This is a genomic window from Glycomyces rhizosphaerae (genome assembly GCF_042647865.1).
GTDB classification, from domain to species: domain Bacteria; phylum Actinomycetota; class Actinomycetes; order Mycobacteriales; family Micromonosporaceae; genus Glycomyces; species Glycomyces rhizosphaerae.
On the sequence record NZ_JBHRWO010000021.1, the window covers coordinates 804,041 to 828,131 of the forward strand.

A 24,091-nucleotide genomic window follows, 5' to 3' on the forward strand; every position below is an offset into this window, starting at 1 on the left:
TTGGCGTCAGCGGCACCCGCCGGGCTCTTCGCGAGCCCGGCGGGGGCCGCCCCCGCGGCGGCGGTGCCCGACGCCTGGGCGATCCGCCCGTTCGGCCTCGGCGAGGTCGCGCTCGACGACTCGATCTTCACCGACAAGCGCGACCGGATGCTCGGCTACGCCAAGGGCTACGCGGCCGAGCTCGGCGAGCTCGCCGGGCCCGACCGCATGCTGTACAACTTCCGCGCCGCGGCGGGACTGTCCAATCCGGACGGCATCGAGCCGCCCGGCAGCTGGGACAACGACACCGGTTACCTGCGCGGCCACTACAGCGGGCACTTCCTGTCGATGCTCGCGCAGGCATGGGCGGGCACGGGCGACCGCGTCTACAAGCGCAAGCTCGACCATCTCGTTGCGGGCCTGGGCGAGTGCCGTGACGCGCTCGCCGCCGCGGCCGCCGGGGCGACGCCGCGGGTGGAGGGCCGGAGCGGGACCGCCGTGCGGCTCACCGGCTCGCCCATCGGGCACGCCGAGCACCTCGCGCTCCCGGCCGGGCTCGTGGACGGCCTGACCGCCGTCACCGTCGCGACCTGGATCAAGCCCGGCTCGGCGGACCGCTCGAAGCTGCCGGACCCGAACGCCGACCCGGCCCCGCTCGCCAACGGCGTGAAGGTCTTCGACTTTGGAACCGACGCGAATGCGCACATGTACCTCACGGTTCGCGCCGACAACGCGAACCCGTTCCCGCGCTTCGCGATCACCACCGGCGGTGCCACCGCTGAGCAGCGGGTGACCGCGACGGCGCCGCTCCCTGCGGGGGAGTGGACGCACCTCACGGTGACTCTCGGGGGCGGCAACGCCGTCCTCTACGTGAACGGCACCGCCGCGGGCTCCGGCCCGGTCACTTTGACCCCGGCCGATCTCGGTGCGTCAGTTGCCAACTGGATCGGGCGCGGGCAGTTCCCGCAGGGGCTCACCCAGTACCTCAACGCCGATATCGACGAGTTCCACGTCTTCGGCGCCGCTCTCGGCGCCGAACAGGTCGCCGCCCTCGCCGCTGGGGAGGGCGAGGGCGGTGACCTGGCCGCCTACCGTTTCGACGACGAGCCCGGTCCCGTGTGCGCCGATGCCTCCGGCAACGGCCGCGACGCCGAGCTGATCGGCCCCGGCGACGGCAACCGCCATGCCGGTTTCATCGCCGCGTATTCGGAGACGCAGTTCGTGCGGCTCGAGGAGTTCGCGAACTACGGCGGCAACGCCGGGATCTGGGCGCCGTACTACACCACCCACAAGATCATGGCCGGACTCCTTGACGTCCACCGTCTTTCGGGCAGCACGGCGGCGCTGGAGCTGGCGACGGGACTCGGCGACTGGATCCACTCGCGACTGTCCCGGCTGCCGCGCGAGCGCCTGGACCGCATGTGGTCCATCTACATCGCGGGCGAGTACGGCGGCATGAACGAGAGCCTGGCGAACCTCGCCGAGGCGCGGCCCGACCGGCCCGAGTACCTCGAGACCGCGAAGCTCTTCGACAACACCGCGCTCCTGCAGGCCACCGTCGCCGGCACCGACCTCCTCGACGGCAAGCACGCCAACCAGCACATCCCGCAGTTCACCGGCTACCTGCGCATGCACGAGCAGGGCGCGGGCGAGGACTACAAGACCGCTGCCCTGCAGTTCTGGGACATGGTCGCGCCGCACCGGCTCTACGCCCACGGCGGCACCGGGGTCGGCGAGATCTTCCGCAGGCGCGGGGTGATCGCCGGGTCCCTGTGGCAGTACCCGAACGACCCCAACCACGCCGAGACCTGCTGCGTCTACAACCTCCTCAAGCTGGCGCGGAACCTGTTCTTCCACACCGGGGACACGAAGTACATGGAGTACTACGAACGGGCCCTGTACAACCAGATCCTCGGCTCGCGCCACGACGAGGACAGCACCGAGGACCCCGAGGTGACCTATTTCGCGCCGGTGCGGCCCGGCCGGTGGCGCGACTTCGGCAACACCGGCACCTGCTGCGGCGGCACCGGCATGGAGAACCACACGAAGTACCAGGACTCGGTCTACTTCGCCGCGGCCGGGGACGACGCGCTCTACGTGAACCTCTACATGCCCTCGACCCTGGCCTGGGGCGGCGTCACGGTCGTGCAGACCACGGACTACCCGTTCGAAGGCGCGAGCCGTCTGACCGTGCGCACCCGCCGCCGCGCCACCTTCGCTCTGAAGCTCCGAGTTCCCTCCTGGGCCGAGGAGTTCAGCGTGAAGGTGAACGGCCGCACCCAGGACCTCGACACCGCCCCCGGCGCCCACGTCACCGTCAGCCGCACCTGGCGGAGCGGCGACACCGTCGACATCGCCATGCCGCTGCTCCTCCACACCGAAGCGGCCCTTGACGACCCCGGCATCGAATCGGTCTACTGCGGACCGACGCTGCTGGCGATCCAGCACGAGGCGGTCGGCGACGACCTCGCCACCGGCCTCATCGACGTCGCCGTCGGGGACGACCTCTCGGCGTTCGAACCGACCGACGAACCGCTGCACTTCACCGCCGACGGCTACACCTTCGCGCCCTTCCACCTCGGGAACCGCGCCCCGTACCACCTCTACTGGCGGCGGCGATAGCCACCGCCGAACCCCTTTGATCCCTTACACAGAGGAGACCGGAAATGAGAATCGACAAGCGCCCCTCACGAGCCTTGCGTGCGGGGGCTGCGGTCGCCGCGGCGGCGCTGTTCGCCGCCGCGTGCGGCGACGGACGCCCGAACGGCGGCGGCGGTGACGAGGTCGTCCTCGAAGGCGTCGACGACGGCACCACCCTCACCATGTGGACGCGCGCCGCCACCGAGGCCCAGTCGCAGGCCCTTGTGGACGCCTACAACGCGAGCCACGAGAACCAGATCGAGCTCACGGTCGTGCCCACCGACGACTACCAGACCCGCGTCGGCACCGCCGCGGGCAACCGGGAACTGCCCGACCTGTTCGCCCTCGACGTGGTCTTCGCCCCGAACTTCACCACCGCCGGGGCCTACCTCGACATCACCGACCGCATCGACTCGCTCGAGTTCAAGGACGCCCTCGCGCCCTCGCACCTCGACGTGGGCACTGTGGACGACCGCCGGTACCTGGTCCCGCACACGCTCGATCTCTCTGTCCTGTTCTACAATCGGACACTGTATGAGCGGGCCGGGCTCGACCCGGAGAAGCCGCCGACCACCCTCGCCGAGTTCGCCGAGCACGCCCGTGCCGTAGACGCCCTCGGCGGCGACGTGAGCGGCACGTTCTTCGGCGGCAACTGCGGCGGCTGCTACGTCTTCACCTGGTGGCCAACGATCTGGGCCGAGGGCGCCGAGGTCATGAACGAGGACGGCACCGAGTCCCTCCTCAGCTCGCCTGAGGCCCAAGAGGTCTACGCGACCTACCGCGGCCTCGTCGAGGACGACGTCGTCGCCCCCGGCCACAACGAGGAGACGGGCACGACCTGGGTCTCCCTGTTCCCCGAAGGGAACATCGGCGTCATGCCGATGCCCTCCACGATGCTCGGGCTCATGCCCGAGGACATGAACATCGGCGTCGCGCCCATCCCGGGCCTCACCGGCGGCCGGTCCACGTTCGTGGGCGGCGACTCCATCGGCATCAGCGCCAACTCCGAGCATGCGAACCAGGCGTGGGACTTCCTGCGCTGGAGCCTTGAGGAGGAGCAGCAGGTCGACATCCTCGCCGCCAACGGCGACGTCATGGCCCGCACCGACCTCGGCGACAACGAGCACTACGCCGACAACCCGAACGCCGTGATCATGAACGACCTCGTGCAGGTCGGCCGCACCCCCTACTCGCTCAACTTCGGCCAGACCTTCAACGACCCGCAGGGCCCCTGGCTGCCGCTTGTCCGCGAAGCGGTCTACGGCGAGGCGGGCGCGGACCTCGGCACCCTGAACGACGACGTCACGGCCTCTCTCTCCAGTTAGACGGGACAACTCCATATGCGACATTCGCGCAAGCTGGCCGGCGCCGCGTACGCCGCCCCGGTGGCGGCCTTCGTGCTGGTCTTCTTCGTCGCGCCGCTGCTGCTGGTCGGGCGCATGTCCGCGTCCGACTGGCCGCTGCTGGCCGGCGACCTCGGCATCAACATGCCCGACAACTACGCAGGGATCGCCGACAACCCGCTGTTCTGGCCCGCCGTGGGCTTCACGCTCAAGTACACCGGGATCGTCGTCGTCCTCCTCATCGGACTCTCGCTGGTCCTGGCGCTCATCGTCTCGGGTCACGCGAAGGGCACCGGGTTCTTCCGCACCGCCTACTTCCTGCCGACCACGCTCGGGCTCGCCTCCGCGTCGCTCCTGTTCTACGGGTTCTACAGCTCCGCGATCGGCCCGCTCGACCCGATCCTGCAAGGGCTCGGCCTCATCGACGAACCGGTCTCCTGGCTCGGGAGCCCAACGGCCGCACTGTGGTCCACTGTGGTGCTCATCGTCTGGAAGTTCGCCGGGTTCTTCATGATCATCCTGCTGGTCGGCCTCCACTCGATCTCTCCGGACGTCTACGAGGCCGCCCGCCTGGACGGCGCGAACCGCTGGCAGGCCTTCTGGCACGTCACGATCCCGCTGCTGCGGCCCGCGCTCGGGCTCGTCTTCATCCTCTCCGTCACCGGCTCGCTCCTGGCGTTCGACCAGTTCTTCATCCTCACCAAGGGCGGCCCCGACAACTCCACCGTCACCGTCGTGCAACTGATCTACCGGGAGGCCTTCCAGCGCTTCGACCTCGGCGCCGCGGCCGCGATCTCCGTGGTCGTCCTCGCCGCTCTCGTGGTGGTCAACATCGGGCAGCTCCGCGCCCTCAGAAAGGACACGTGATGAGCCCGAGGCTCTGGAACACTTCCTACTACGTGCTCGCCGGCAGCCTGGCCGTCCTGTTCCTGTTCCCGCTCATCTGGACCGGCTATGCCTCGGTAGCCCCCGCCGGGGCGACGAGCCAGCAGGACGGTTTCGGCTTCGGCAACTACGTGAGCCTCCTCGGGTACGACGCCGGGCTCTGGCGCTACCTATGGAACAGCACCTACGTCTCAGTGCTCACGGTCGCCTTCACCCTCGCGCTGTCGATCCTCGGGGGCTACGCGTTCGCACGGTTCAAGTTCCCCGGCAAGGACACCCTGTTCATCGTCACGATCGCGATCCTCATGGTCCCGTACTCGACCCTGCTGATCCCGCTCTACTCGATGCTGGGGGACCTGGGCCTGCGCAACTCCCTCTTCGGGCTCGCCCTCGTCCTCACCCTCTACCAGCTGCCGTTCGCGATCTTCATGATGCGCATCTCCTTCGAGGCCGTGCCGAAGGAGATCGAGGAGTCCGCGATGTGCGACGGCGCGGGCACCTTCGGGGTCCTCACCCGGATCATGCTGTTCGCCGTGTGGCCCGGCCTCATCACCGTCGGGCTCTTCTCGTTCCTGGCCGCCTGGAACGACTTCATCGCCCCGCTCATTCTCGTCAGCGAGGCCGACAAGGCCGTGCTGCCGGTGGCCATCGCCAACCTGCGCCAGCAGTCGATGGGCGCCATCGACTTCGGGGCGACGCAGGCGGGCGTGGTCGTCATGGCGCTGCCGTGCCTGGTGCTGTTCGCCCTGCTCCAGCGCCATTATGTCCGAGGATTCATGTCAGGAGCCATTAAAGGATGACCACACCCGTCCAACCCGGGAGCGGCAGGCTGCGACCGCTCGGCCTCCAGGAAGTGCGCCTCACCGGCGGCCACTGGGGCGAACGCCAGGCCGTGAACGCCGCCAACACCATCCGGCACTGCCTGCACTGGCTCGAGACGATCGGCTGGATCGAGAACTTCACGAGGGCCGCCGCGGGCGCTCCCTTCGAGCGGGCCGGCCGCGAGTTCTCCGACTCCGAAATCTACAAGCTCGTCGAGGCCATGGCCTGGGAGATCGGCCGCACCGGCGATCCCGGGCTCGAGGCGCGCTTCGCCGAGCTCACCGCCGTCATCGCTGTCGCACAAGAGGAGGACGGCTACCTCAACACCATGTTCGGCCACCCCGGCCAGCTGCCGCGCTACTCCGAACTGGAATGGGGGCACGAGCTGTACTGCTACGGCCACCTCCTCCAGGCCGGGGTGGCGCGGCTGCGCTGCCACGGCGAGGACGACTTCACGCGGCTGTGCCGCCGCGTCGCCGACCACGTGTGCGACGTGTTCGGGCTCGGCGGCATCGAGAAGGTCTGCGGCCATGCGGTGATCGAGGCGGGCCTGGCCGAGTTCGCCCGCGCCACCGGCGAGGCGCGCTACCTGGAGCAGGCCCGGCTGTTCGTCGAGCGGCGCGGCACGCACACGCTCGGCGACGGCGGTTTCGGCCGCGCCTACTACCAGGACGACATGCCGGTCCGCGAGGCCGAGGTCCTGCGCGGGCACGCCGTGCGGGCGCTGTACCTCTCGTCCGGCGCGATCGACGTCGCGGTCGACACCGGCGACGACGCGTTGCTGGAAGCCGTTCGCCGCCAATGGGACGCCACCGTGCGACGCCGCACCCACCTCACCGGCGGCATGGGCTCGCGCTACATCGACGAGGCTTTCGGGCCCGATTTCGCGCTGCCCCCGGACCGGGCCTACTCGGAGTCCTGCGCGGGCGTCGCCGCCGTCATGACCGCGTGGCGGCTGATGCTCGCCACCGGCGACTTGGGCTACGGCGACGTGATCGAACGGGTCTCCTGGAACGTCCTCTCAGGTGCGGTCGCACCGGACGGGACGACGTTCTTCTACGCCAACCCGCTCCACGTGCGCACCGCCGACGCGACGCCGCCCCACGACCACGCCCTGCCGCACCAGGCCGCGGGCGGCCAGCGCGCGCCCTGGTACGACGTCTCGTGTTGCCCGACGAACCTGGCCCGCACCTTCGCGCAGTTCGCCGTCTACGTGGCCACCGCCGACGACGCCGGGATCCAGATCCACCAGTACACCCCGTCCTCGATCGACACGCTCGTGGACGGTTCGCGGTTCGCGCTCACCGTGGCGACCGCGTACCCGGACGAGGGCACTGTGGTGATCCGGGTGGAAGCCAACCAGGGTAGTGAACGCACCGTCTCGCTCAGGGTGCCGGTTTGGGCCGAAGGCGCCGAAGTCACGGGCCCCGACGGCGTGCCCCGGCCGGTCGAGGCCGGGCGGCCCGCCACGGTGACGGCGGCGTTCGCGCCCGGCGACGAGATCCGTCTGCACCTGCCGGTCGAGCCGCGCTGGACGGTGCCGGACCCGCGGATCGACGCCGTGCGCGGTTGCGCCGCCGTGGAACGCGGCCCGGTGGTGCTGTGCGCGGAGTCGATCGACCTGCCCGGCGGTGCTGACGTGGCCGAACTCACTGTCGACGCGGCGGTCGCTCCGGTCGAGCGCGACGGCCGCGTGTACGTGTCCGCGCAGATCCACGACCGCGAGGCCGACTGGCCCTACGGCCCGGCCGCGTCCGATGAGGAGGGGAAGTCCGCCGAGGTCGCGCTCGTTCCCTTCCACCGCAGGGCGACCCGGGGTCCGGCCTCGATGCGGGTGTGGCTGCCGCTGAGCTGACCGGATTGGGCCGGTGCGAACCGGAATGCGGGAGCACCGGCCCCTCTCGAGCGTTCCGCCGGAAATATCCGGCGGAACGTCGCACTGGGAGTCCAAGTGCCGCATGGTCTTGCACCTTTAGGATGATTTCCGCAGGGTGGGTCGGATCGAGACGAGGAACCGAATAATGAGCGAGCTGCTGGAGTACCTGGGCACGGCGGAGCAGGCGGCAGAGACGGCGGTCGAGGTGATCCGGACGGGACTCGGCCGCGTACGCTCCATCAGCGGCAAGGGCGACCGCGATTTCGCCACGGACCTCGACTACGCCGTTGAAGACGCGGTTCGCGCGTTCCTCGAACAGGAGACGCCCGGCATCCCGATGCTGGGGGAGGAGCGGGGCCGTACCGGCGACTCCGACTCTCCTTACGAATGGGTGCTCGACCCCATCGACGGGACCATCAACTTCGCCCACCACTCGCCGATGTTCGGCGTCTCGCTCGGGTTGATGCGCAACGGGATGCCGGTGGTCGGCGTCGTCTTCGCACCGATGTCGGAGGAGCGCTTCAGCGCCGCCCTCGGCCATGGCGCGGCCTTGAACAAGCAGGCCCTGCACGCGACGGGTCCGTCGGAGCTCGCCGAGGCCGTGGTCGCCATGGGGGACTTCCCGGTCGGCGAGGACGCCGCCAAGCGCAACCTCCGCCGCCTGGCGACGCTCCAGCGGCTCGTGCCGAAGGTCCAGCGGATCCGGATGCTCGGCACCGCCGCCCTCGACATGTGCTGGCTCGCCGCTGGCCGCGTCGACGCGGTCCTCCACGAGCGCATCAACCTCTGGGACGTGGCCGCGGGCACCGTGATCTGCCGCGAGGCCGGAGTCCTCGTCACCGACCTCGACGGCGTGGACTACGGCGACGGTGCGCTCTCGGTGCTGGCCGCGGGTCCGCAGATCCACCGGGCGCTGCTCGCCGAACTCGGCTGACGGCCGGTCTGCTCGCCCATAGCCGTCGATGTGCTCGAAGGCCCGCTTCCGGATCGCGGAGGCGGGCCAGTGCTTTCCGGTGACTGTGTCGTGCCCGACGGTTGCAACCAGATGCCGGTCTCGGAGCGTCAAGGCTGAGAGGACAGTGCAAAAAGCTGATCCTCGACCGTCTGTTGTGGTCGGTGGTGTCGATGCGGTGAGAGCGAGCTCGAGCGAGTGCGGATTACTTTTCTGGTGCGCAATATCTGGGGCGTCGGCGGCACCATCAAAGCCACCCTCAATACGGCTGCGGCCCTGGTGGACCTGGGTCATGACGTGACCATCACGTCCTGCATCCGGACCAAGGCGACCCCCGATTTCGACATCGACCCGCGCATCAAAGTCGTTTCACTGTGGGATGTGCGCCGGCGCGGAGAAAGCGCCGATCGCCTTTCCCTCCTCGACCGTTGGCGGGCCAGGAGACCGTCGTACCTCGACGCCGACGAGGTCAACAACATGGGCGAGTCCTCGAAACTGCTCGACGTCAGGGTGCGGCGATTCCTGCGCGGCCTGCACACCGACGTCCTCATCGGCACCCAGGTCGCCATGAACCTGTACATGGCCGAGTACGGGCGGCCGGAGCAGTACCGTACGGTCGCCCAGGAGCACCTCTACCTCGAGGTCTACAAAGCCCCCGTCAAGCACCGCATTCTCGCGAACTACCCGAAGCTCGACGCCGTCGTCACGATCACCGAGGCCGATGCGGACGCCTACCGGGAGGCGCTGCCGGAGCATGCGCACAAGGTCGTCTGCGTTCCCAACGTGGTCCCGCCCAGCCCTCTGCCCCCTTCGGAACTGACGGAGCCGGTCATCATGACCGCCGGCCGGATGACCGGGATGAAGGGCTTCGACGTCCTCATCAAGGCCTTCGCGCAGGTCGCCGACGAGTTCCCCGAATGGAAGGTCAAGATCTTCGGGCGGGGCCGGGCCAAGCACTCCCTCCAGGGCCTCATCGCGGACCACGACCTCGAGGACCGCGTCGAACTGCCCGGTGCCGTGACCGCGCTCGGCGAGGAGTGGCAGCGGGCCTCCATCGCCGCGATCCCCTCGCGCTTCGAACCGTTCGGCCTGGTCATCGTCGAGGCCATGGCCGCCGGAGTCCCGGTGGTGTGCAGCGCGGTCAAGCACGGGCCGCTGCTGCTCATCGAACCCGAGACGAACGGGCTGCTCGTCGAACCGAACGACCCCGCGGCACTCGCGGCCGCGCTGCGCCGCCTGATGAACGACCCGCAATTGCGCCGCAAACTCGCGGACAACGCGTTCGGCACTGCGAAGCGCTACGAGCCCGACCAGATGGCCGGCCTGCACGTCGACCTGTTCGAGACGGTCTTGCAGGCCCGCGCCTGACGCCGGCCTCGGCGAAGCCGTTGCGGCCCTTGATCTTAAGCGGCGAGTGCCTGCTCGACCGCGCCGCTAAGCCGCCAGTGCCTGCTCGTCGTAGTTCCTGCGCGCCTCGATGATGTCGGGGCGATGCCGTTCGGCCCATTCGAGCAGGCCCGTCAAGTGCCCGTACAGCTCCCGCGCGCTCGGCGTCGCGTTGTACTCGACCTTCGGCGGCACGGTCGGGTAGACCGTGCGCTCCAAGAGCCCGTCGCGTTCCAGGTTCCGCAGCGTCAAGGTCAGCATCCGGCGGCTGATGCCGGGGATCGAGCGCTCGAGCTCGGTGTAGCGCACCGGGTTTCGGATCGCCGCGACCAGGATCGACACCGACCATTTGCCCGCGACCCGGTCGATGATCTGGACGATGGGGCAGGCCTCGGCCTGCACGTCGGACTTCGGCAGCACGCAGTCGTCGCTCATCGGTTCGCCTCTCGTCCCGGCCGGAGGCGCGGGGCACATATGACGCACCTCACATGCAGGGAAAGGTCCGGATGACCTGGACAGGAACATCCATGTCCCCCCTGGCACATGAAAGTGCCTTCTTACGGATCCCTCCATTGGAACACATGATTACCCCAGGAACAAAACGTTCCCCGTGCAGCAGTATCCGAGGGAGTAATCCGATGTCACCCATTGCAGCCCAAAGCCTTCGAACCCGATGGCTCGCGGTGATCGCCCTGTCCGCCGCTCAGGTCATGATCGTCCTGGACCAGAACATCGTCAGCATCGCGCTCCCGGCCATCCGCGAGGACCTCGCGTTCAGCCAGGCGAACCTCGTGTGGACCGTCAACGCCTACGTGATCCCCTTCGGCGGCCTGCTGCTCCTCGCCGGCAGGCTCGGCGACCTGATCAGCCGCAAGCAGGTGTTCCTCGCCGGGCTGGCCCTCTTCACCCTCGCCTCGGTCGGCGCCGCGCTGGCCGACAGCCAGGGCTTCCTGCTGGCCGCCCGCTTCGTGCAGGGCATCGGCGGCGCGATCACGGCCGCCGGCCTCTTGGGGATGATCGTCACGATCTTCCCTGAACCGCAGCACCAGGTGAAGGCCATCGGCGTCTACGGTTTCGCCTCCGCGGGCGGCGGCGCCGCCGGGAGCGTCGTGGGCGGCGTGCTCACCGAGACGCTCGGCTGGGAATCGGTCTTCTACGTGAACCTTCCGCTGGGCCTCATCGTGGCCGCGATGGCTTGGAAGCTGCTGCCCTCCGATCGCGGCATCGGCCTGAAGGCCGGAGCCGACGTGATCGGCGCGGCCCTCGTGACCTCCGGTCTGATGCTCGGCGTGTACACCCTGATCGAGTCCGAGCGCTACGGCCTGACCTCTGCCCGCACCCTGGGCTTCGGCGCCGTCGCGATCGTCCTGCTCGCCGGGTTCTTCGTCCGCCAGGCCAAGGCCGCCTCGCCGCTGATCCCGCTGCGCATCCTGTTCTCCCGCAACATCGCCGGGGCGAACATCTCGCAGTCGCTCATGATCGGCTCGGCCTTCGGGTTCATGTTCTTCACCGTCCTCTACCTCCAGCAGGTGCTCGAGTTCGCGCCGCTGGCGGCGGGCCTGGCGTTCCTGCCCGCCCCGATCGTGATCGCGGTCGTCTCGATGGCGCTCGCCCCGCGGCTCTTGACCCGCTTCGGCGCCCGCCCGATGGTGGTCGTCGGCCTGTCGCTCATGGTCGTCGGCTTCATCCTGTTCGCCCAGATGCGGGCCGACGGCAACTACCTCGTGGACGTGCTGCCCGGCATGGTCACCGCGCCGCTCGGCTTCGGTCTGGCGATGCCCGCCCTGATGACCCTCGGCATGGCCGACTCCAAGCCCGAGGACGCCGGGGTCACCTCCGGTCTGTTCAACACCGCCCAGCAGGTCGGCGGTGCGGTCGGCCTCGCGGTCATCAGCACCGTGGTCTCCGCCCGCACCGGCACGCTCCTCGAAGGTGGCCAGTCCCAGGCCGAGGCCCTGACCGGCGGCTTCCGTCTCGGCTACGGCGTCGCGGCCGCCCTCGCCGCGGCGGCCCTGATCATCGCCATCACGGTGATCAAGACCCGCAAGGCATCGGACACAGCAGCCGAACCGATCCCGGTGGCCGTCGGCTGACACGACACACGCCCGGGGCCGCCATCCACTGAGGATGGCGGCCCCGGGCGTGTGTCGTTCACAAGTCGAGCACGGCTCGCTCGGAGGCCTCGGCCACGATGAGATCCGCGGTGGCCTCCGCCGTCAGCTCCCCGGAGTCGAGCCACCAGCCGAGTTCGCCGAGTTCACGTCGCATGGTCCGCGCGAGCGGCGAGAAGTCGTAGTCGACCCGTTCCCGCTCCGGCCGCGCCGCGTTCCGTCGCATCGCCACCTCGAGCGAAGGCGACAGGACGACGAGCATGAGCGGCCGGGCCGCCAAGCGCCCAGCGATGAAGTCGAGCTCCTCCCGGGTTTCGATGACGTGATCGATCACCGGGACGAACCCTGCGGCGGCGAAGTTGTCGGCCACCGAGCACACGTTGATCGCCCTGAGCTGCAACTGTCGCTTCCCCTCGGGCCCGGGGTTCCAGTTCCCGTCCTCGTCGAGCATCGGGGCCCACCCGCTGACCATCATGTGCGCCATGACATCGCCGTCGAGCCGCGCCGACCGGTGCAACCGCTCGGCGACCAGTTGCGAAACGGTCGTCTTACCGGCCCCAGGGGTCCCGGTGATGATCAAAGTTCCATTCATGGAACGTGATTCTGTGCGCTGTGGAACCCCTCTGCAACGGAAATATCAACCGGGGAACGTGATCGCCCACGCGGGGACGGCGGCGGCCAGCCATACGCCGTTGTCGGAGCGGTGGAACAGGTGTCCCTGCTCGGCCATGCGGGCCGCGTCGACCACGAGGACGACGGGCTTGCCGCGGCGAGAGCCCACGCGGATCGCGGTCTCGTGGTCGGGGGAGAGGTGCACGTCGTGCCGGTTCATCGGTTTGAGGCCCTCCGCGCGGATCGCGTCGAGGAAGCCGCCGGTCGTGCCGTGGAACAGCACCTGCGGCGGATCGGCCGGGGCCAGACCGAGGTCCACCTCGACGCTGTGGCCCTGGTTGGCCCGGATCTTCCCGTCCCGCAAGGCGAACCGCTGCTTGTCGTTGCCGGCAACCACCGCTTCGAGCTCTTCGAGCGAAAGGCGGAAGCGCTGTGCGGCAAGGGCCTTGAGGAGCACGTCGACCTCGACCCAGCCGTGCTCGTCCAGCTCGATCCCGATTCGGGCGGGGTCGTGGCGCAGATGCCGTGAGAGGTACTTCGAGGCCTTCACCAACCGCCGATCGTCCATGGCGTCAGGTTAACCCGGCCGCCTAGATCTGTGTCAACGCGAAGATCAAAGCCAGCGCGGGGAACAGGCCCTGCTTGAGGGCCGCCGAGGCCATCGACCGGTCCTTCAGGACGAGCACGAGCGCCGCGCCCAGCATCGAGCCGCACGCGAACACGATCAGCGTCATCCCGACGGCGGCCTCCGCCTGCACCACCGCGACGCCGGTCAAGGCCCCGATCGCCAGGAACAGGTTGTACCAGCCCTGGTTGAAAGCCCAGCTGCGGACGCGTTCGACGTCCGCGGTGTCGACCCGGAACACGCCGTGGTGCACCTTCGGGTCGGAGAACCGCAGGCACTCCATGACCCAGATGTACACGTGCAGGAGGCCGGCGAGCGCGGCGAGGATTTGGACTGCGATCAACATGGACGATATTCTCCCCGACGCTGCGTGGTGGTGTCACCGGTCGGTCCCGATTCGCTCTCAGTCCTCACCCAAGACGAGCAGATCCGGCGGCACCAGCGTTCGTGTGCGCAGCAGTTCGGTGACGAGGTTGTGGTTGAGCATGTTGCCCACCGGCTCGCCGACCTCCTCCCTGGTCAGGCCCGGGACGCCCGCCGCGGACAGGCGCTTGCGCACCTTGGTGACGAGGTGCTCCGCCTTCTTCAACCGCCAGCCGCCGTCGGGTTGCAGCTCCGCGAGCTCCGCGGCGACCTGCTTCCACGACACCGGTTGCGGGTAGGCGTCGTGCAGCAGGTAGCGCTGGGCCAGGCAGACGAGCGCCAGTCGCTCGTCCGCGTCGAGTTTCCAAGGCCGGTCCTTCAAGGTGGACGCGTCGGGCGCGGGCGTCGGCAGGCGCCCGTCGACGCCCGCCACGTACAGCTCGACGAGGTGCCGCCGCCGGGCGGTGCCGCTGATGAACACCGGCGTGTAGCCGACCTCCAGCGGATACGCCTCGTCCTCGGGGAACAGCATCCGCGCGCCCGGCAGTTGGAGCGGCAGGTGCCCGGTGTTGGCGAGCCACCAGTGGTCCCCGTGCCGGGCCAGGCGGCCCTGGCTGCGGCTGACGCGCCGGTCGTCCTCGCCGACGCACACGTGGACCTCGGGCCGGTTCCGTCCGAACAGGACCACCCGCTCCTCTTTGGGGCGGAATCGGACCCCGCCGGACACCGAGAGGGCGTAGATCGTGCCCGGCTCGGATTCGGGTACGCCGAACGCGAGGCTGGCGTGGCTCGCCGAGAGCGGCTCCAATCCCTCGACCTGGGGGATGTCAGTCATGTCGACCTCCGGATCACTTCCTGCTTCACAGCCTCGCACCTCGCTCCGGGACCCGTCCCGAGCCGGTCGGCCTACAACTGGAGCAGGCACCCGATCGAGGAGGAACCCCATGCACCGCAACGCGACGCTCGCGGCCCTGACCGCCGCGCTCTCGCTGGCCCTGACCGCCTGCGGCGGCTCGGAGTCAGAGGCCGCCGCCACGCCCGAAGCGGCGCCCACGGGGCGGGCCGCCTTGGAGCGCACCGCCCCGCCGACGCCCATCGTGCTCCCGTTCCCCGACGCGGCCGACGGCGAGGACTACGGCGCCTGCTACGACGGCGACTGCGAGGTGCTCGTGACCGAGGGCGTCGTCATCGAGCTGGACGACGAGTTCCGCACGGGCGCTTTGACAGTCGCTTCGATCGACGAGTACGTGAACGTCGTGGGCAACGGCGGCGGGGCGTTCATCTCATTCAACCTCGGCCCGGGGAACGTGGGCAACATGAACAACGTGCTCAACATCGAGACCCGCGCGATCGACGGCGACCGGGCCGTGATCCGCCTCTACCCCGGTGAGGGCTAGACCAGCGCCTCCGCCGCGGGCTCGGCCATGGCCAGGGCCAGCTCGCACCGCTCGTCCGGCGGGTCGTCGCTCTCGACGATGACCCGGAGGTATTCGACGGTGGTGGTCCCGTCGTTGTCGGGGCTGGGGAACTGGCGGTAGACGATGCTCACCATGCAGGTGTCCTCGCCCCAGTGTTCGCCCTGGTTCACCGCGACCCTCCCGGCGAGCTCGATCTGCGGGCCGTCGTCGGCGTTCGGCGGGTCGGAGCGGTCGAAGACCAGCTCCAGTTCGTTCTCGCTGGTCGTGCTGTACCACGTGCACTCCCATCCGCCGAATGCCTCCAGCGGATGGTGGGCGTCGACGCCGGGGAACCCTTCGAGCCCTGCACCGTCGAGCAGATCGCATGCGTTGAGCCGGAACAGGGAGGCGGCCTCAAGCTCCGGTTCGCGCCGGGGCACCTGCCCTTCGTTCAGCACGGCGACCGCGCTGTCGACCGCCGCGTCCGCCACCGCGCACAGGTCAGACTCGCCGCCTGTGTCCTGCCTGGCGTTCACGGTGATGAGGTGCACTCCGTCTGGCAGGACCAGTTGCCGCCCGCACCGATCGTGATCGCCTTCGTACCGGATGACTCCGATCGAGCCGACCATCGTCGTCTCGCCCTCCGGCGGTTCGCCGTTGCTGGAATAGAAGTACAGATCGATCTCGACGTACCCGGTCTCGGCATGGACGACGGCGTTGCAGTGGGCGGGGCTGCCGTTGTCGGTGTCGAGCCGGGCCTCGCCCAGGGAGGCCAGTGCGTCGACGTCCAGCAGCGCGCAGGGATCGGCGGTGGTCTCATCGCCGATGAGGTCCGTGTCCGCCCCGGCGGACGTGCGGTCCTCGGCCGGGTCGTCATCGCCGGGGCGCAACCCGGTCCATACGGCGGCGGTCAGGACCACGAGCGCCGCGGCGGCGGCGGCCGCCCAGATCCACTGCCGCCTCCGGCCCGCCCGGCGTCCGGGCCCGGGAACCGTTTCGCCGCTGAGCCTGCCGAGTTCCAGGCGCGCTTCGCCGACCTTCATGCGCCGCTTGGGATCGGTCTGGAGCAGCCGGTCGAGCACCGGCGCGAGCGCCCCGGCCCGCTTCGGTTCGACCCGGTCGCCCTGCGCGGTCCGCCACAGCAGCGAGTGCGCGTTGCCCTCGCCGAACGGCGAAGTGCCCTCGACCAGATAGAACAATGTGGCGCCCAACGAGAAGGCGTCGGCAGCCGGAGCGAACTTGGCGCCCTTGACCACCTCGGGCGCGACGTACCCGGGCGTGCCGGTGACGGCTCCGGTCCCGGTGAGGGTCGGTTCGGCGTGCACCTGCCGGGCGATCCCGAAGTCCGCGAGCTTCGCGATCCCGTGGTCGGTGACCATGACGTTCGCGGGCTTGACGTCCCGGTGCAGGATCCCCTTGGCGTGCACCGCCTCCAAGCTCCCGGCGAGCTGCGCGCCGTACCGGGCGGCCTCCTCGGCGGCGACCGTCCCGGTCTCGGCGAGGGTCCGGCCGTTCACGTACTCCATGACGATCCACCAGTCGCCGTCCTCCTCGACGGCGTCGTAGACCGTGACCACGTTGGGGTGGTTCACGCTCGCGAGCACTTCAGCCTCGCGCCGGACCTTCGCGGCCGCGGCCGCGTCGCCCCCGCTGAGGGCCCGCTTGAGCGCGACAGGCCGCTCCCGCAGCCGCAGGTCGGCGGCTCGCCACACCTGTCCCTGGCTGCCCGAACCGAGCCGCTCTTCCAACCGGTACCGATCGCCCACAACCTGCCCAGCGCGCAACCGTCTCTCCACTCGCTAAAGCCGAATCGCCCCCATGTGTCGCGCTCCACACTAACGTACCGAGACTTCCTGAATTCGCCCCGCAAGCGGCCCTTGGGGTTCGGGGGGTACTTGGGATTCGAGTGGCGCTGTGGCCAGGGCCACGCCATCGGGAATTTGCACTCAGTGCGTCGTTGCACTTAGTGTAATTATCATGCCCGTTGAACCCGAAGCCGTCGACCGCCGCGCCGCCCTGAAGGCCAGGAGTCGCCAGGCGATCCTCGACGCCGCCGCTGACCTGATGCGCCGCCGCAGATCCACCGACTTCTCCGTGGACGAACTGGCCGCCGCCGCCGACGTCTCCCGCCGCACCGTGTTCAACCACTTCGACTCGCTGGCGGATGTGGTGACCGCGGTGGCGGGCCACATGCTCGTCGACATCGTCGACGCCATGGAAGCCGAGGCAGCGAACGCCTCCGGCGACGGCGCCACGGTTCTCGGGGACCTCGCGGTGGCGAGCTCGGCCGATCACCTGGTGCCCACCGTCGCCTACCTGATCGAAGTCCTCGGCGACATGGACCAGGGGCCATCCGAGCGCGGGGCCGTGCTCATGCAGCGGGCCCTCGCCCTGTTCACCGCACAGATGTCGGGCGTCGTCGCCCGCCGCCACCCGCGCGTCGACGAACTCCGAGTCGCATTCCTGGTCTCCGCCTTCTGCGGCGGCCTCCTCGGCCTCGTCGAACGGTGGACGGCCGCCACCGGCGGCACCGACACCGCCGCCTCCCGACTCGTCTGGAACGACCTCCTCGCCAGCCTGGTCGCCGTCCTGCGCGAACCCGAGTCCTGACCGATCCCTGCGAACTTGAAAGGCCGACATGGCTGAATTCCTCTACCGGGTGGGCCGCTGGTGCGCCCGCCGCGCCCGGACTGTCATCGCCGCCTGGGTCGCGATCCTCGCCGCCGCCGCAGGCGCCTACGTGCTCTTCGGCGGCACGCTCACCACCGCGTTCTCCATCCCGGACACGCCCACCGAGGCAGTCACCGAACAACTCAAGGACGCGATACCCGCCGCCGCGGGCGGCACCGGCAGCATCGTCCTCAGCGCCGGCGACGGCACGCCGTTCACCGCCGAGCAGCAAGCGCAGATCAGCGACCTCGTCGCCCGCGCCGGCGACGTCGACGGCGTCGAGACCGCCATCGACCCCTTCGCCACCGAGGCCCAGCGCACCGCGCAGGCACAGGCCATCGAGGACGGACGGGCCCAGATTGAAACGGCCCGAGCCGAACTCACCGCCGCCCAAAGCCAGCTCGACCTCGCCCGCGAACAGGCCGGGGACTCCGCGGAGCTCGACGCTCAGCAGGCCCAGCTCGACGCCGGGCTCGCCGACCTCGAAACCCGATCGGCCGCACTCGAACAGGGCGCGACCCTGCTCGACCTCGCCTCGGGCATCACCATGGTCGCCGAGGACGGCAGCGCCGCCGTCGTCTCCGTCGCCTTCACCGAACCGCAGCTCGAAGTCACCCCCGAGACCAAAGCCGCCGTCACCGACCTCTTCGACGACAACCCGATCGACGGCGTCGAGGCCGACTACTCCTCCGACATGCTCGAATCCGTGCCGAGCGTCTTCGGTGTCGGCGAGGTCATCGGCCTGGTCGTCGCCGCCGTCGCCCTGATCGTCATGCTCGGCACCCTCATCGGCGCGAGCCTGCCGCTCCTCACCGCGCTCGTCGGCGTCGGCGTCGGCGCCATGACCACGATGTCGCTCTCGGGCGTCATCGACATGGCCTCGGTGACCCCGATCCTCGGCCTCATGCTCGGCCTCGCCGTCGGCATCGACTACTCGCTGTTCATCGTCAACCGTCACCGCCGCCAGCTCAAAGAGGGCTACGAACTCGACGAGTCGATCGCCCTCGCGACCGGCACCTCAGGCAACGCCGTCGTCTTCGCTGGCGCCACCGTGCTCATCGCGCTGGCGGCCCTGAACATCACCGGGATTCCGTTCCTCGGCCTGATGGGCACGGTCGGCGCGCTGTGCGTCGCCACGGCCGTCCTCGTCGCCGTCACCTTCATCCCGGCCCTGCTCTCGTTGGTGGGCTTGAAGATCCTCCGCCGCTCCGAGCGCACCGCCCTCGCCGCAGACCACCCGACGCCGGAGACCGCCGCCGAGGACAAGCCGGCCCTGAAGGCCATGAGCGCGCCGCGCGCCCTCCTGCGCGTGCTCATCGGCATCGGCGCGCTCGCGCTCGTCGCGATGCCCGCCATGGACATGCGCCTCAACCTGCCCGACGGCTCCTCCGAAGCGCACGACACCACCCAGTACCAGGCCTACGCCACCGTCGCCGATCGCTTCGGCGAAGGCCAGAACGGGCCGCTGCTCGTGGTTGCGACGCTCCCCGGCAGCCCGGACGAGGCCGCGGTGCAGACCGCGCAGGTCCACATCGCACAGGCCCTCGCCGACCAGGACGGCGTGGTCGCCGTGGCCCCGATCGGCACCTCCGAGGATCGCACCGTCGCGGCCTTCCAGGTGCTGCCCGAATCCGGTCCGATTAGCGAGGCCACCGAAGCGCTCGTGAAGACTCTGCGCGGCCTCGACATCGACGGCGTCGACGCGATCGGCGTGGCGGGCAACGCGAGCGGCAACATCGACATCTCGGACAAGCTCGCGGACGCCCTGCCGACCTACCTCGGGGTCGTCGTCGGCTTGTCGCTGCTCATCCTGATCCTGGTGTTCCGCTCGATCTTCGTGCCGGTCGTCGCCACCCTCGGGTTCGTCCTCAGCTACTTCGCCGCTCTCGGCGGGGTCGTCGCGATCTACCAGTGGGGCTGGCTGGCCGACGTCTTCGGCGTCGACAGCCCCGGCCCGATCCTGAACTTCCTGCCCACTTTGCTCGTGGGCATCCTGTTCGGACTCGCGATGGACTACATGCTGTTCCTCGGCTCGGGCATGCGCGAGGCCTACGCCCACGGCGCCCCGGCCCGGCTCGCCGTCGTGCACGGTCTGCGCGCCGGGCGGTCGGTGGTCACCGCCGCGGCGATCATCATGATCGCCGTGTTCGGCGGGTTCGTCTTCTCACACTCGGCGATGATCCGGCCCATCGGGTTCGCGCTCGCCTTCGGCGTGCTGGTCGACGCGTTCCTGGTGCGCATGCTCATCATCCCGGCGCTCATGCACCTGTTCGGCGACAAGGTCTGGTGGCTGCCCAGGTGGCTCGACCGCCTGCTCCCGGACGTGGACGTCGAGGGCGCCGCCCTGGAGCGCCGCCACCCGCACCTCGAGGACGCCGCCCCGGCGAAGGAAACCGTCAAGTCCACATAGGCGAACGGCGGGACCGCTCGGTCCCGACGACGCCCGCCCGAACCCGTGCATGAAGAAACCGCCGCTGACCATCATCAAAGCTGGTCAGCGGCGGTTTTCTACGGCTCTGTCCGCTACTGCGACGAGTAGCCCGGGTGGGATTCGAACCCACACTGTACGGGTTTTGAATCCGTCTTCTCTGCCAGTTGGAATACCGGGCCGGGTGCCGGGATGGTGCGTCCGGACCGCTGCATATGATACTCCCGTGGCGGAGCGGCCGATGTTTGGGCCCTGCCGTCCGAAACGCTCGGCATAGGAACGTGCGGACGCAACCGGCAGCGGCTAGGCTAGCGTCCTGGTGTGCCTGCATCGCCGCACGCCCCCACATACAGACGCGTATGAAAGGTACGGACCGCATGACGAGCAAGGCCACCGAGGAGCCGCGCAAGCGCGTGCTCATCGCCGAAGACGAGGGGCTCATCCGCCTCGACCTGGCCGAGATGCTCACCGAGGAGGGCTACGAGGTCGTGGCCGAGGCCGCCGACGGTGAAGCCGCCGTCCGCCTCGCCCAGGAGCACCAGCCCGATCTGGTCATCTGCGACATCCAGATGCCGATCATGGACGGTCTCCAGGCCGCCGAGAAGATCGTCTCCGCACGCATCGCCCCGGTCGTGATCCTCACCGCTTTCAGCCAGCGCGACCTCATCAGCCGGGCACAGTCCGCCGGGGCCATGGCCTACCTGGTCAAGCCCTTCCAGAAGTCGGACCTGGTCCCCGCGATCGAGCTCTCCCTCACCCGCTTCGCCGAGATGACCGCCCTCGAGAAGGAGGTCGCGAACCTCACTGAGCGCCTCGAGGTCCGCAAGCTGGTCGACCGGGCCAAGGGCCTGCTCATGACCCAGTACGGGATGCCCGAGCCCGACGCGTTCCGCTGGATCCAGCGCGCCGCGATGGACCACCGGCTCTCGATGCGCGCGGTCGCCGAGCGCGTCATCGACGAGGCAGCGCAGAAGGAAGCCCAGGAAGCCGAATAGGCTCCCAAGCGTTTTACGAGGCCCGTGTCCAGCCGGACACGGGCCTTTCGCTTGCCAGAGCCACGCCGTCACCGGCTTGTGCCGGACTTGTCGGACCCACTCGCTAGGCTCGGGGGCGTGACCGCTTCGCAATCGCGCCTGCTCCTGATCGACGGCCATTCGATGGCCTTCCGCGCGTTCTTCGCGCTGCCCGCTGAGAAGTTCTCCACCGACGACGGGCAAGTCACGAACGCCGTCTACGGCTTCGCCTCAATGCTCATCAACCTGCTCAAGGCCGAGGAGCCCACGCACGTCGCGGTCGCCTTCGACGTCTCCCGCAAGTCCTTCCGCACCGAGGAGTACCCGGCCTACAAGGACGGTCGCGGCGAGACCCCCGAGGAGTTCAAGGGCCAGATCCCGATCATCCAGGAAGTGCTGGACGCCTTCGGGATCAAGTGGCTCACCAAGGCCAACTTCGAGGCCGACGACATCATCGCCACCCTCGCCGCGCGCAGCGAGGCGGCCGGTCTGTCCACGTTGATCTCCTCCGGCGACCGCGACGCGATCCAGCTGGTGAACGAGGCCACCACGCTCCTCTACCCCGTCAAGGGCGTCACCGAGTTGGCGCGCTACACGCCCGCCGCCGTCGAGGAGAAGTACGGGGTCACCCCCGACCACTACCGCGACCTAGCCGCGCTCGTGGGGGAGAAGGCCGACAACCTGCCCGGCGTGCCCGGCGTCGGCCCCAAGACCGCCGCGAAGTGGATCGTCAAGTACGGCTCCCTCGACGGCCTGGTCGCCAAGGTCGACGAGATCACCGGCAAGGCCGGGCAGAGCCTGCGCGACCACCTCGACGACGTGCTGCGCAACCACCGCCTCAACAACCTCGTCCGCGACCTCGAGCTCGACAAGGGCATCGAGGACCTCGCCTGGGAAGGCTGGTCCGTCGCCGAGACCAACCGCCTGTTCGACGCCCTCCAGTTCCGCGCGCTCGGCGAGCGGCTCAACGCCAACCTCGCCTCCAAGGCCGTCGGCGCCGTCGCCGCCCCGGCCGCCGAGGTCGCCAGCACCGAGGCGGCCGCGCTCGTGCCCGGCGGGCTCGCCGCCTGGCTCGAGGCCCGCGAGGGGGACGTCGCCGTCGCCTACAGCGGCACCTTCGCCTCCGGCGCGGGCTCGTTCGACTCGATCGCGCTGGCCGAAGGCGGCCAGGCGCTGTGGTTCGAGCCCTCGCAGCTCGACGCCGAAGACGAGTCGGCCTGGGTCGCCTGGCTCGCCGACGCCGAGAAGGGCAAGGTCGTCCACAACGCGAAGGCCTTCCTGTGGGGCGCCGACGCCGCGGGCTGGCCCGAGATCGCCGGGCTCAAGGCCGACACGGTGATCGCCGCGTACCTGCTCAAGCCCGAGCAGCGCTCGTACGCGCTCGGCGACCTCGCCATGCAGTTCCTCGGCCGTGAGCTGGAGACCCCTGAGTCGCCCGCTGACGACGGCGCGCTGGTGGGCCTTGACGCGGCCATGAACGAGGGCGCCGCGCGCCTGGAGGCCGACTGCGCCGCCGCGGCGGTCATCGGTGAACTCGCCGTCGAGCAGACCACGCGGCTGGCCGACCGGCACCAGGCGAAGCTCGCCGAGAACATGGAGTACCCGATCGCGGGCGTCCTGGCGCGCATGGAGATCCTCGGGATCGCCGCTGACGAGGGCCACTTCGCGGACATCGAGTCCGGGTTCGCCCTGCAGTCGAAGGAGGCCACCGAGCGCGCCCACGAGATCGTGGGCCGCCCCTTCAACGTCGGCTCGCCCAAGCAGCTCCAGGAGATCCTCTTCGAAGAGCTGAAGATGCCGAAGACCAAGCGCACCAAGACCGGCTACACCACGAACGCCGAGGCGCTCCAGCAGCTGTACGCGAAGAACCAGCACCCGCTCCTGGAGCAGCTCCTGCGGTTCCGCGACGTGGAGAAGCTCAAGCAGATCGTCGCCACGCTGCGCGCCACGATCCAGACGGACGGGCGCATCCACACCACGTTCCACCAGACCGTGGCCGCCACCGGGCGCCTCTCCTCGGCCGACCCGAACCTGCAGAACATCCCGGTCCGCTCCGAGGCCGGCCGCAACATCAGGGCCGGGTTCGTGGTCTCCGAGGGCTTCGAGTCGCTCATGACCATCGACTACAGCCAGATCGAGATGCGGATCATGGCCAGCCTCACCGGCGACGAGGGCCTGATCGACGCGTTCGTCGCGGGCGAGGACATCCACAGCGCCGTCGCCGCGAAGGTCTTCGCGGTCGCGCCGAGCAAGGTCACTGCCGAGCACCGCCGCAAGATCAAGGCGATGTCCTACGGGCTCGCCTACGGCCTGTCCACGTACGGGCTCAGCCAGCAGCTCGCGGTCTCCACCGAGGAGGCCCAGCAGCTCTCGAACGACTACTTCGCGCGCTTCGGGAAGGTCCGCGACTACCTGCACCGGGTGGTCGAGGAGGCCCGCAAGACCGGCTACACCGAGACGATCATGGGCCGGCGCCGCTACTTCCCGGACCTCACCTCGGACAACCGCCAGCGCCGCGAGATGGCCGAGCGGGCCGCCCTCAACGCCCCGATCCAGGGCAGCGCGGCCGACATCATGAAGACCGCGATGCTCGGCGTCGACAGCGCGCTGCGGACCGAAAAGCTCGATTCGCGCGTGCTGCTGCAGGTCCACGACGAATTGGTGTGCGAGGTTGCACCTGGTGAAGCGAAGCGCCTCGAAACGCTCGTTCGCGAGCAGATGTCGAACGCCGCCGAGCTCGCGGTGCCGCTCACCGTGCAGGCCGGATTCGGCGCTTCCTGGGAAGCCGCTGCCCATTAGCGGTGGCTGTGGACACGAGTCCCCAGCCCGGACTGGCGCGGCATTATCGCGCACGGTAACCTGGGATGGCCTGGGCATGTCCGCGTCCTCAGAATGGAGTAGGGCGCGTTGCCAGCGGCAAGGGCGGCCCGGGAACGAACTGCGAGCATTCGCGTCTAGCGAGGGCGCGGGCGCGAGCCCACGATTCTTA

At 69.4% G+C, this 24,091-nt stretch carries 19 protein-coding genes and 1 tRNA gene; 13 read left to right on the plus strand and 7 right to left on the minus strand.

The features are described from left to right. The 7 genes from ACFO8M_RS24045 to ACFO8M_RS24075 all read left to right on the plus strand — a co-directional run bounded on the left by ACFO8M_RS24045 (window position 1) and on the right by ACFO8M_RS24075 (window position 9,865). Window positions 1-2,601, plus strand: a complete 2,601-nt coding sequence (locus ACFO8M_RS24045) for a beta-L-arabinofuranosidase domain-containing protein (RefSeq protein ID WP_387980272.1) — start codon at window positions 1-3, stop codon at window positions 2,599-2,601. Window positions 2,602-2,645: 44 nt separating this feature from the next. Next, complete coding sequence (locus tag ACFO8M_RS24050) at window positions 2,646-3,944, plus strand: ABC transporter substrate-binding protein (RefSeq protein ID WP_387980274.1); 1,299 nt, start codon at window positions 2,646-2,648, stop codon at window positions 3,942-3,944. A 15-nt stretch (window positions 3,945-3,959) separates the two neighbouring features. Next, window positions 3,960-4,829 carry a carbohydrate ABC transporter permease gene (locus ACFO8M_RS24055; protein ID WP_387980276.1) on the plus strand — a complete coding sequence of 290 codons (870 nt, stop codon included), beginning with the start codon at window positions 3,960-3,962 and terminating at the stop codon, window positions 4,827-4,829. After that, the gene (locus ACFO8M_RS24060; RefSeq protein ID WP_387980278.1) at window positions 4,829-5,647 is read left to right on the plus strand and encodes a carbohydrate ABC transporter permease; all 819 of its coding nucleotides are present in this window, start codon (window positions 4,829-4,831) and stop codon (window positions 5,645-5,647) included. Before ACFO8M_RS24055 ends, ACFO8M_RS24060 begins: the two co-directional genes overlap by 1 nt. Next, entirely contained in the window at window positions 5,644-7,524 is a 1,881-nt protein-coding gene (locus ACFO8M_RS24065; protein WP_387980279.1) for a glycoside hydrolase family 127 protein, read from the plus strand. The genes ACFO8M_RS24060 and ACFO8M_RS24065 overlap by 4 nt, the downstream gene beginning before the upstream one ends. Before the next feature lie 166 nt (window positions 7,525-7,690). Beyond that, entirely contained in the window at window positions 7,691-8,479 is a 789-nt protein-coding gene (locus tag ACFO8M_RS24070) for an inositol monophosphatase family protein (protein WP_387980281.1), read from the plus strand. 234 nt (window positions 8,480-8,713) lie between these two features. After that, complete coding sequence (locus tag ACFO8M_RS24075; RefSeq protein ID WP_387980283.1) at window positions 8,714-9,865, plus strand: glycosyltransferase; 1,152 nt, start codon at window positions 8,714-8,716, stop codon at window positions 9,863-9,865. Window positions 9,866-9,931: 66 nt separating this feature from the next. On the opposite strand, the gene ACFO8M_RS24080 is transcribed toward ACFO8M_RS24075, so the two are convergent. After that, the gene (locus tag ACFO8M_RS24080; RefSeq protein ID WP_387980284.1) at window positions 9,932-10,318 is read right to left on the minus strand and encodes a winged helix-turn-helix transcriptional regulator; all 387 of its coding nucleotides are present in this window, start codon (window positions 10,316-10,318) and stop codon (window positions 9,932-9,934) included. A gap of 203 nt (window positions 10,319-10,521) precedes the next feature. Here ACFO8M_RS24080 and ACFO8M_RS24085 point away from each other — a divergent pair, with 203 nt between their 5' ends. Further along, a complete protein-coding gene (locus ACFO8M_RS24085; RefSeq protein WP_387980286.1) occupies window positions 10,522-11,976 on the plus strand; it encodes an MFS transporter in 1,455 nt (484 codons plus the stop codon). Window positions 11,977-12,034: 58 nt separating this feature from the next. On the opposite strand, the gene ACFO8M_RS24090 is transcribed toward ACFO8M_RS24085, so the two are convergent. Genes ACFO8M_RS24090 through ACFO8M_RS24105 form a run of 4 tightly spaced genes read right to left on the minus strand, consistent with a single transcriptional unit; the run spans window position 12,035 to window position 14,429 of the window. Next, a complete protein-coding gene (locus ACFO8M_RS24090; RefSeq protein ID WP_387980288.1) occupies window positions 12,035-12,586 on the minus strand; it encodes an AAA family ATPase in 552 nt (183 codons plus the stop codon). 45 nt (window positions 12,587-12,631) lie between these two features. After that, window positions 12,632-13,174, minus strand: a complete 543-nt coding sequence (locus ACFO8M_RS24095; RefSeq protein ID WP_387980290.1) for an RNA 2'-phosphotransferase — start codon at window positions 13,172-13,174, stop codon at window positions 12,632-12,634. 22 nt (window positions 13,175-13,196) lie between these two features. Then, window positions 13,197-13,577, minus strand: a complete 381-nt coding sequence (locus tag ACFO8M_RS24100) for a DUF1304 domain-containing protein (protein ID WP_387980292.1) — start codon at window positions 13,575-13,577, stop codon at window positions 13,197-13,199. Window positions 13,578-13,634: 57 nt separating this feature from the next. Continuing rightward, the gene (locus tag ACFO8M_RS24105; protein ID WP_387980294.1) at window positions 13,635-14,429 is read right to left on the minus strand and encodes an FHA domain-containing protein; all 795 of its coding nucleotides are present in this window, start codon (window positions 14,427-14,429) and stop codon (window positions 13,635-13,637) included. 109 nt (window positions 14,430-14,538) lie between these two features. On the opposite strand from ACFO8M_RS24105, the gene ACFO8M_RS24110 reads away from it, so the two are divergent. Beyond that, complete coding sequence (locus ACFO8M_RS24110; RefSeq protein WP_387980296.1) at window positions 14,539-14,991, plus strand: hypothetical protein; 453 nt, start codon at window positions 14,539-14,541, stop codon at window positions 14,989-14,991. Here the strand turns inward: ACFO8M_RS24110 and ACFO8M_RS24115 are convergent. Next, window positions 14,988-16,775, minus strand: coding sequence for a serine/threonine-protein kinase (locus ACFO8M_RS24115; protein WP_387980298.1), 1,788 nt, complete (start codon window positions 16,773-16,775; stop codon window positions 14,988-14,990). The two genes, ACFO8M_RS24110 and ACFO8M_RS24115, sit on opposite strands and share 4 nt — an antisense overlap. A 193-nt stretch (window positions 16,776-16,968) precedes the next feature. On the opposite strand from ACFO8M_RS24115, the gene ACFO8M_RS24120 reads away from it, so the two are divergent. After that, window positions 16,969-17,601: a TetR/AcrR family transcriptional regulator gene (locus ACFO8M_RS24120; RefSeq protein ID WP_387980300.1), complete on the plus strand. Its 633-nt coding sequence runs from the start codon at window positions 16,969-16,971 to the stop codon at window positions 17,599-17,601. 28 nt (window positions 17,602-17,629) lie between these two features. Further along, window positions 17,630-20,071 (plus strand): MMPL family transporter, encoded by a 2,442-nt coding sequence (locus tag ACFO8M_RS24125; protein ID WP_387980302.1) that lies wholly within the window; start codon window positions 17,630-17,632, stop codon window positions 20,069-20,071. A 126-nt stretch (window positions 20,072-20,197) separates the two neighbouring features. On the opposite strand, the gene ACFO8M_RS24130 is transcribed toward ACFO8M_RS24125, so the two are convergent. Next, window positions 20,198-20,271: transfer RNA gene (locus tag ACFO8M_RS24130), tRNA-Leu, on the minus strand. A gap of 195 nt (window positions 20,272-20,466) precedes the next feature. Here ACFO8M_RS24130 and ACFO8M_RS24135 point away from each other — a divergent pair. Further along, a complete protein-coding gene (locus ACFO8M_RS24135) occupies window positions 20,467-21,084 on the plus strand; it encodes an ANTAR domain-containing response regulator (RefSeq protein WP_387980304.1) in 618 nt (205 codons plus the stop codon). A gap of 117 nt (window positions 21,085-21,201) precedes the next feature. After that, window positions 21,202-23,901, plus strand: coding sequence for a DNA polymerase I (gene polA / locus ACFO8M_RS24140; RefSeq protein ID WP_387980306.1), 2,700 nt, complete (start codon window positions 21,202-21,204; stop codon window positions 23,899-23,901). The last annotated feature ends 190 nt before the right edge of the window (window positions 23,902-24,091 follow it).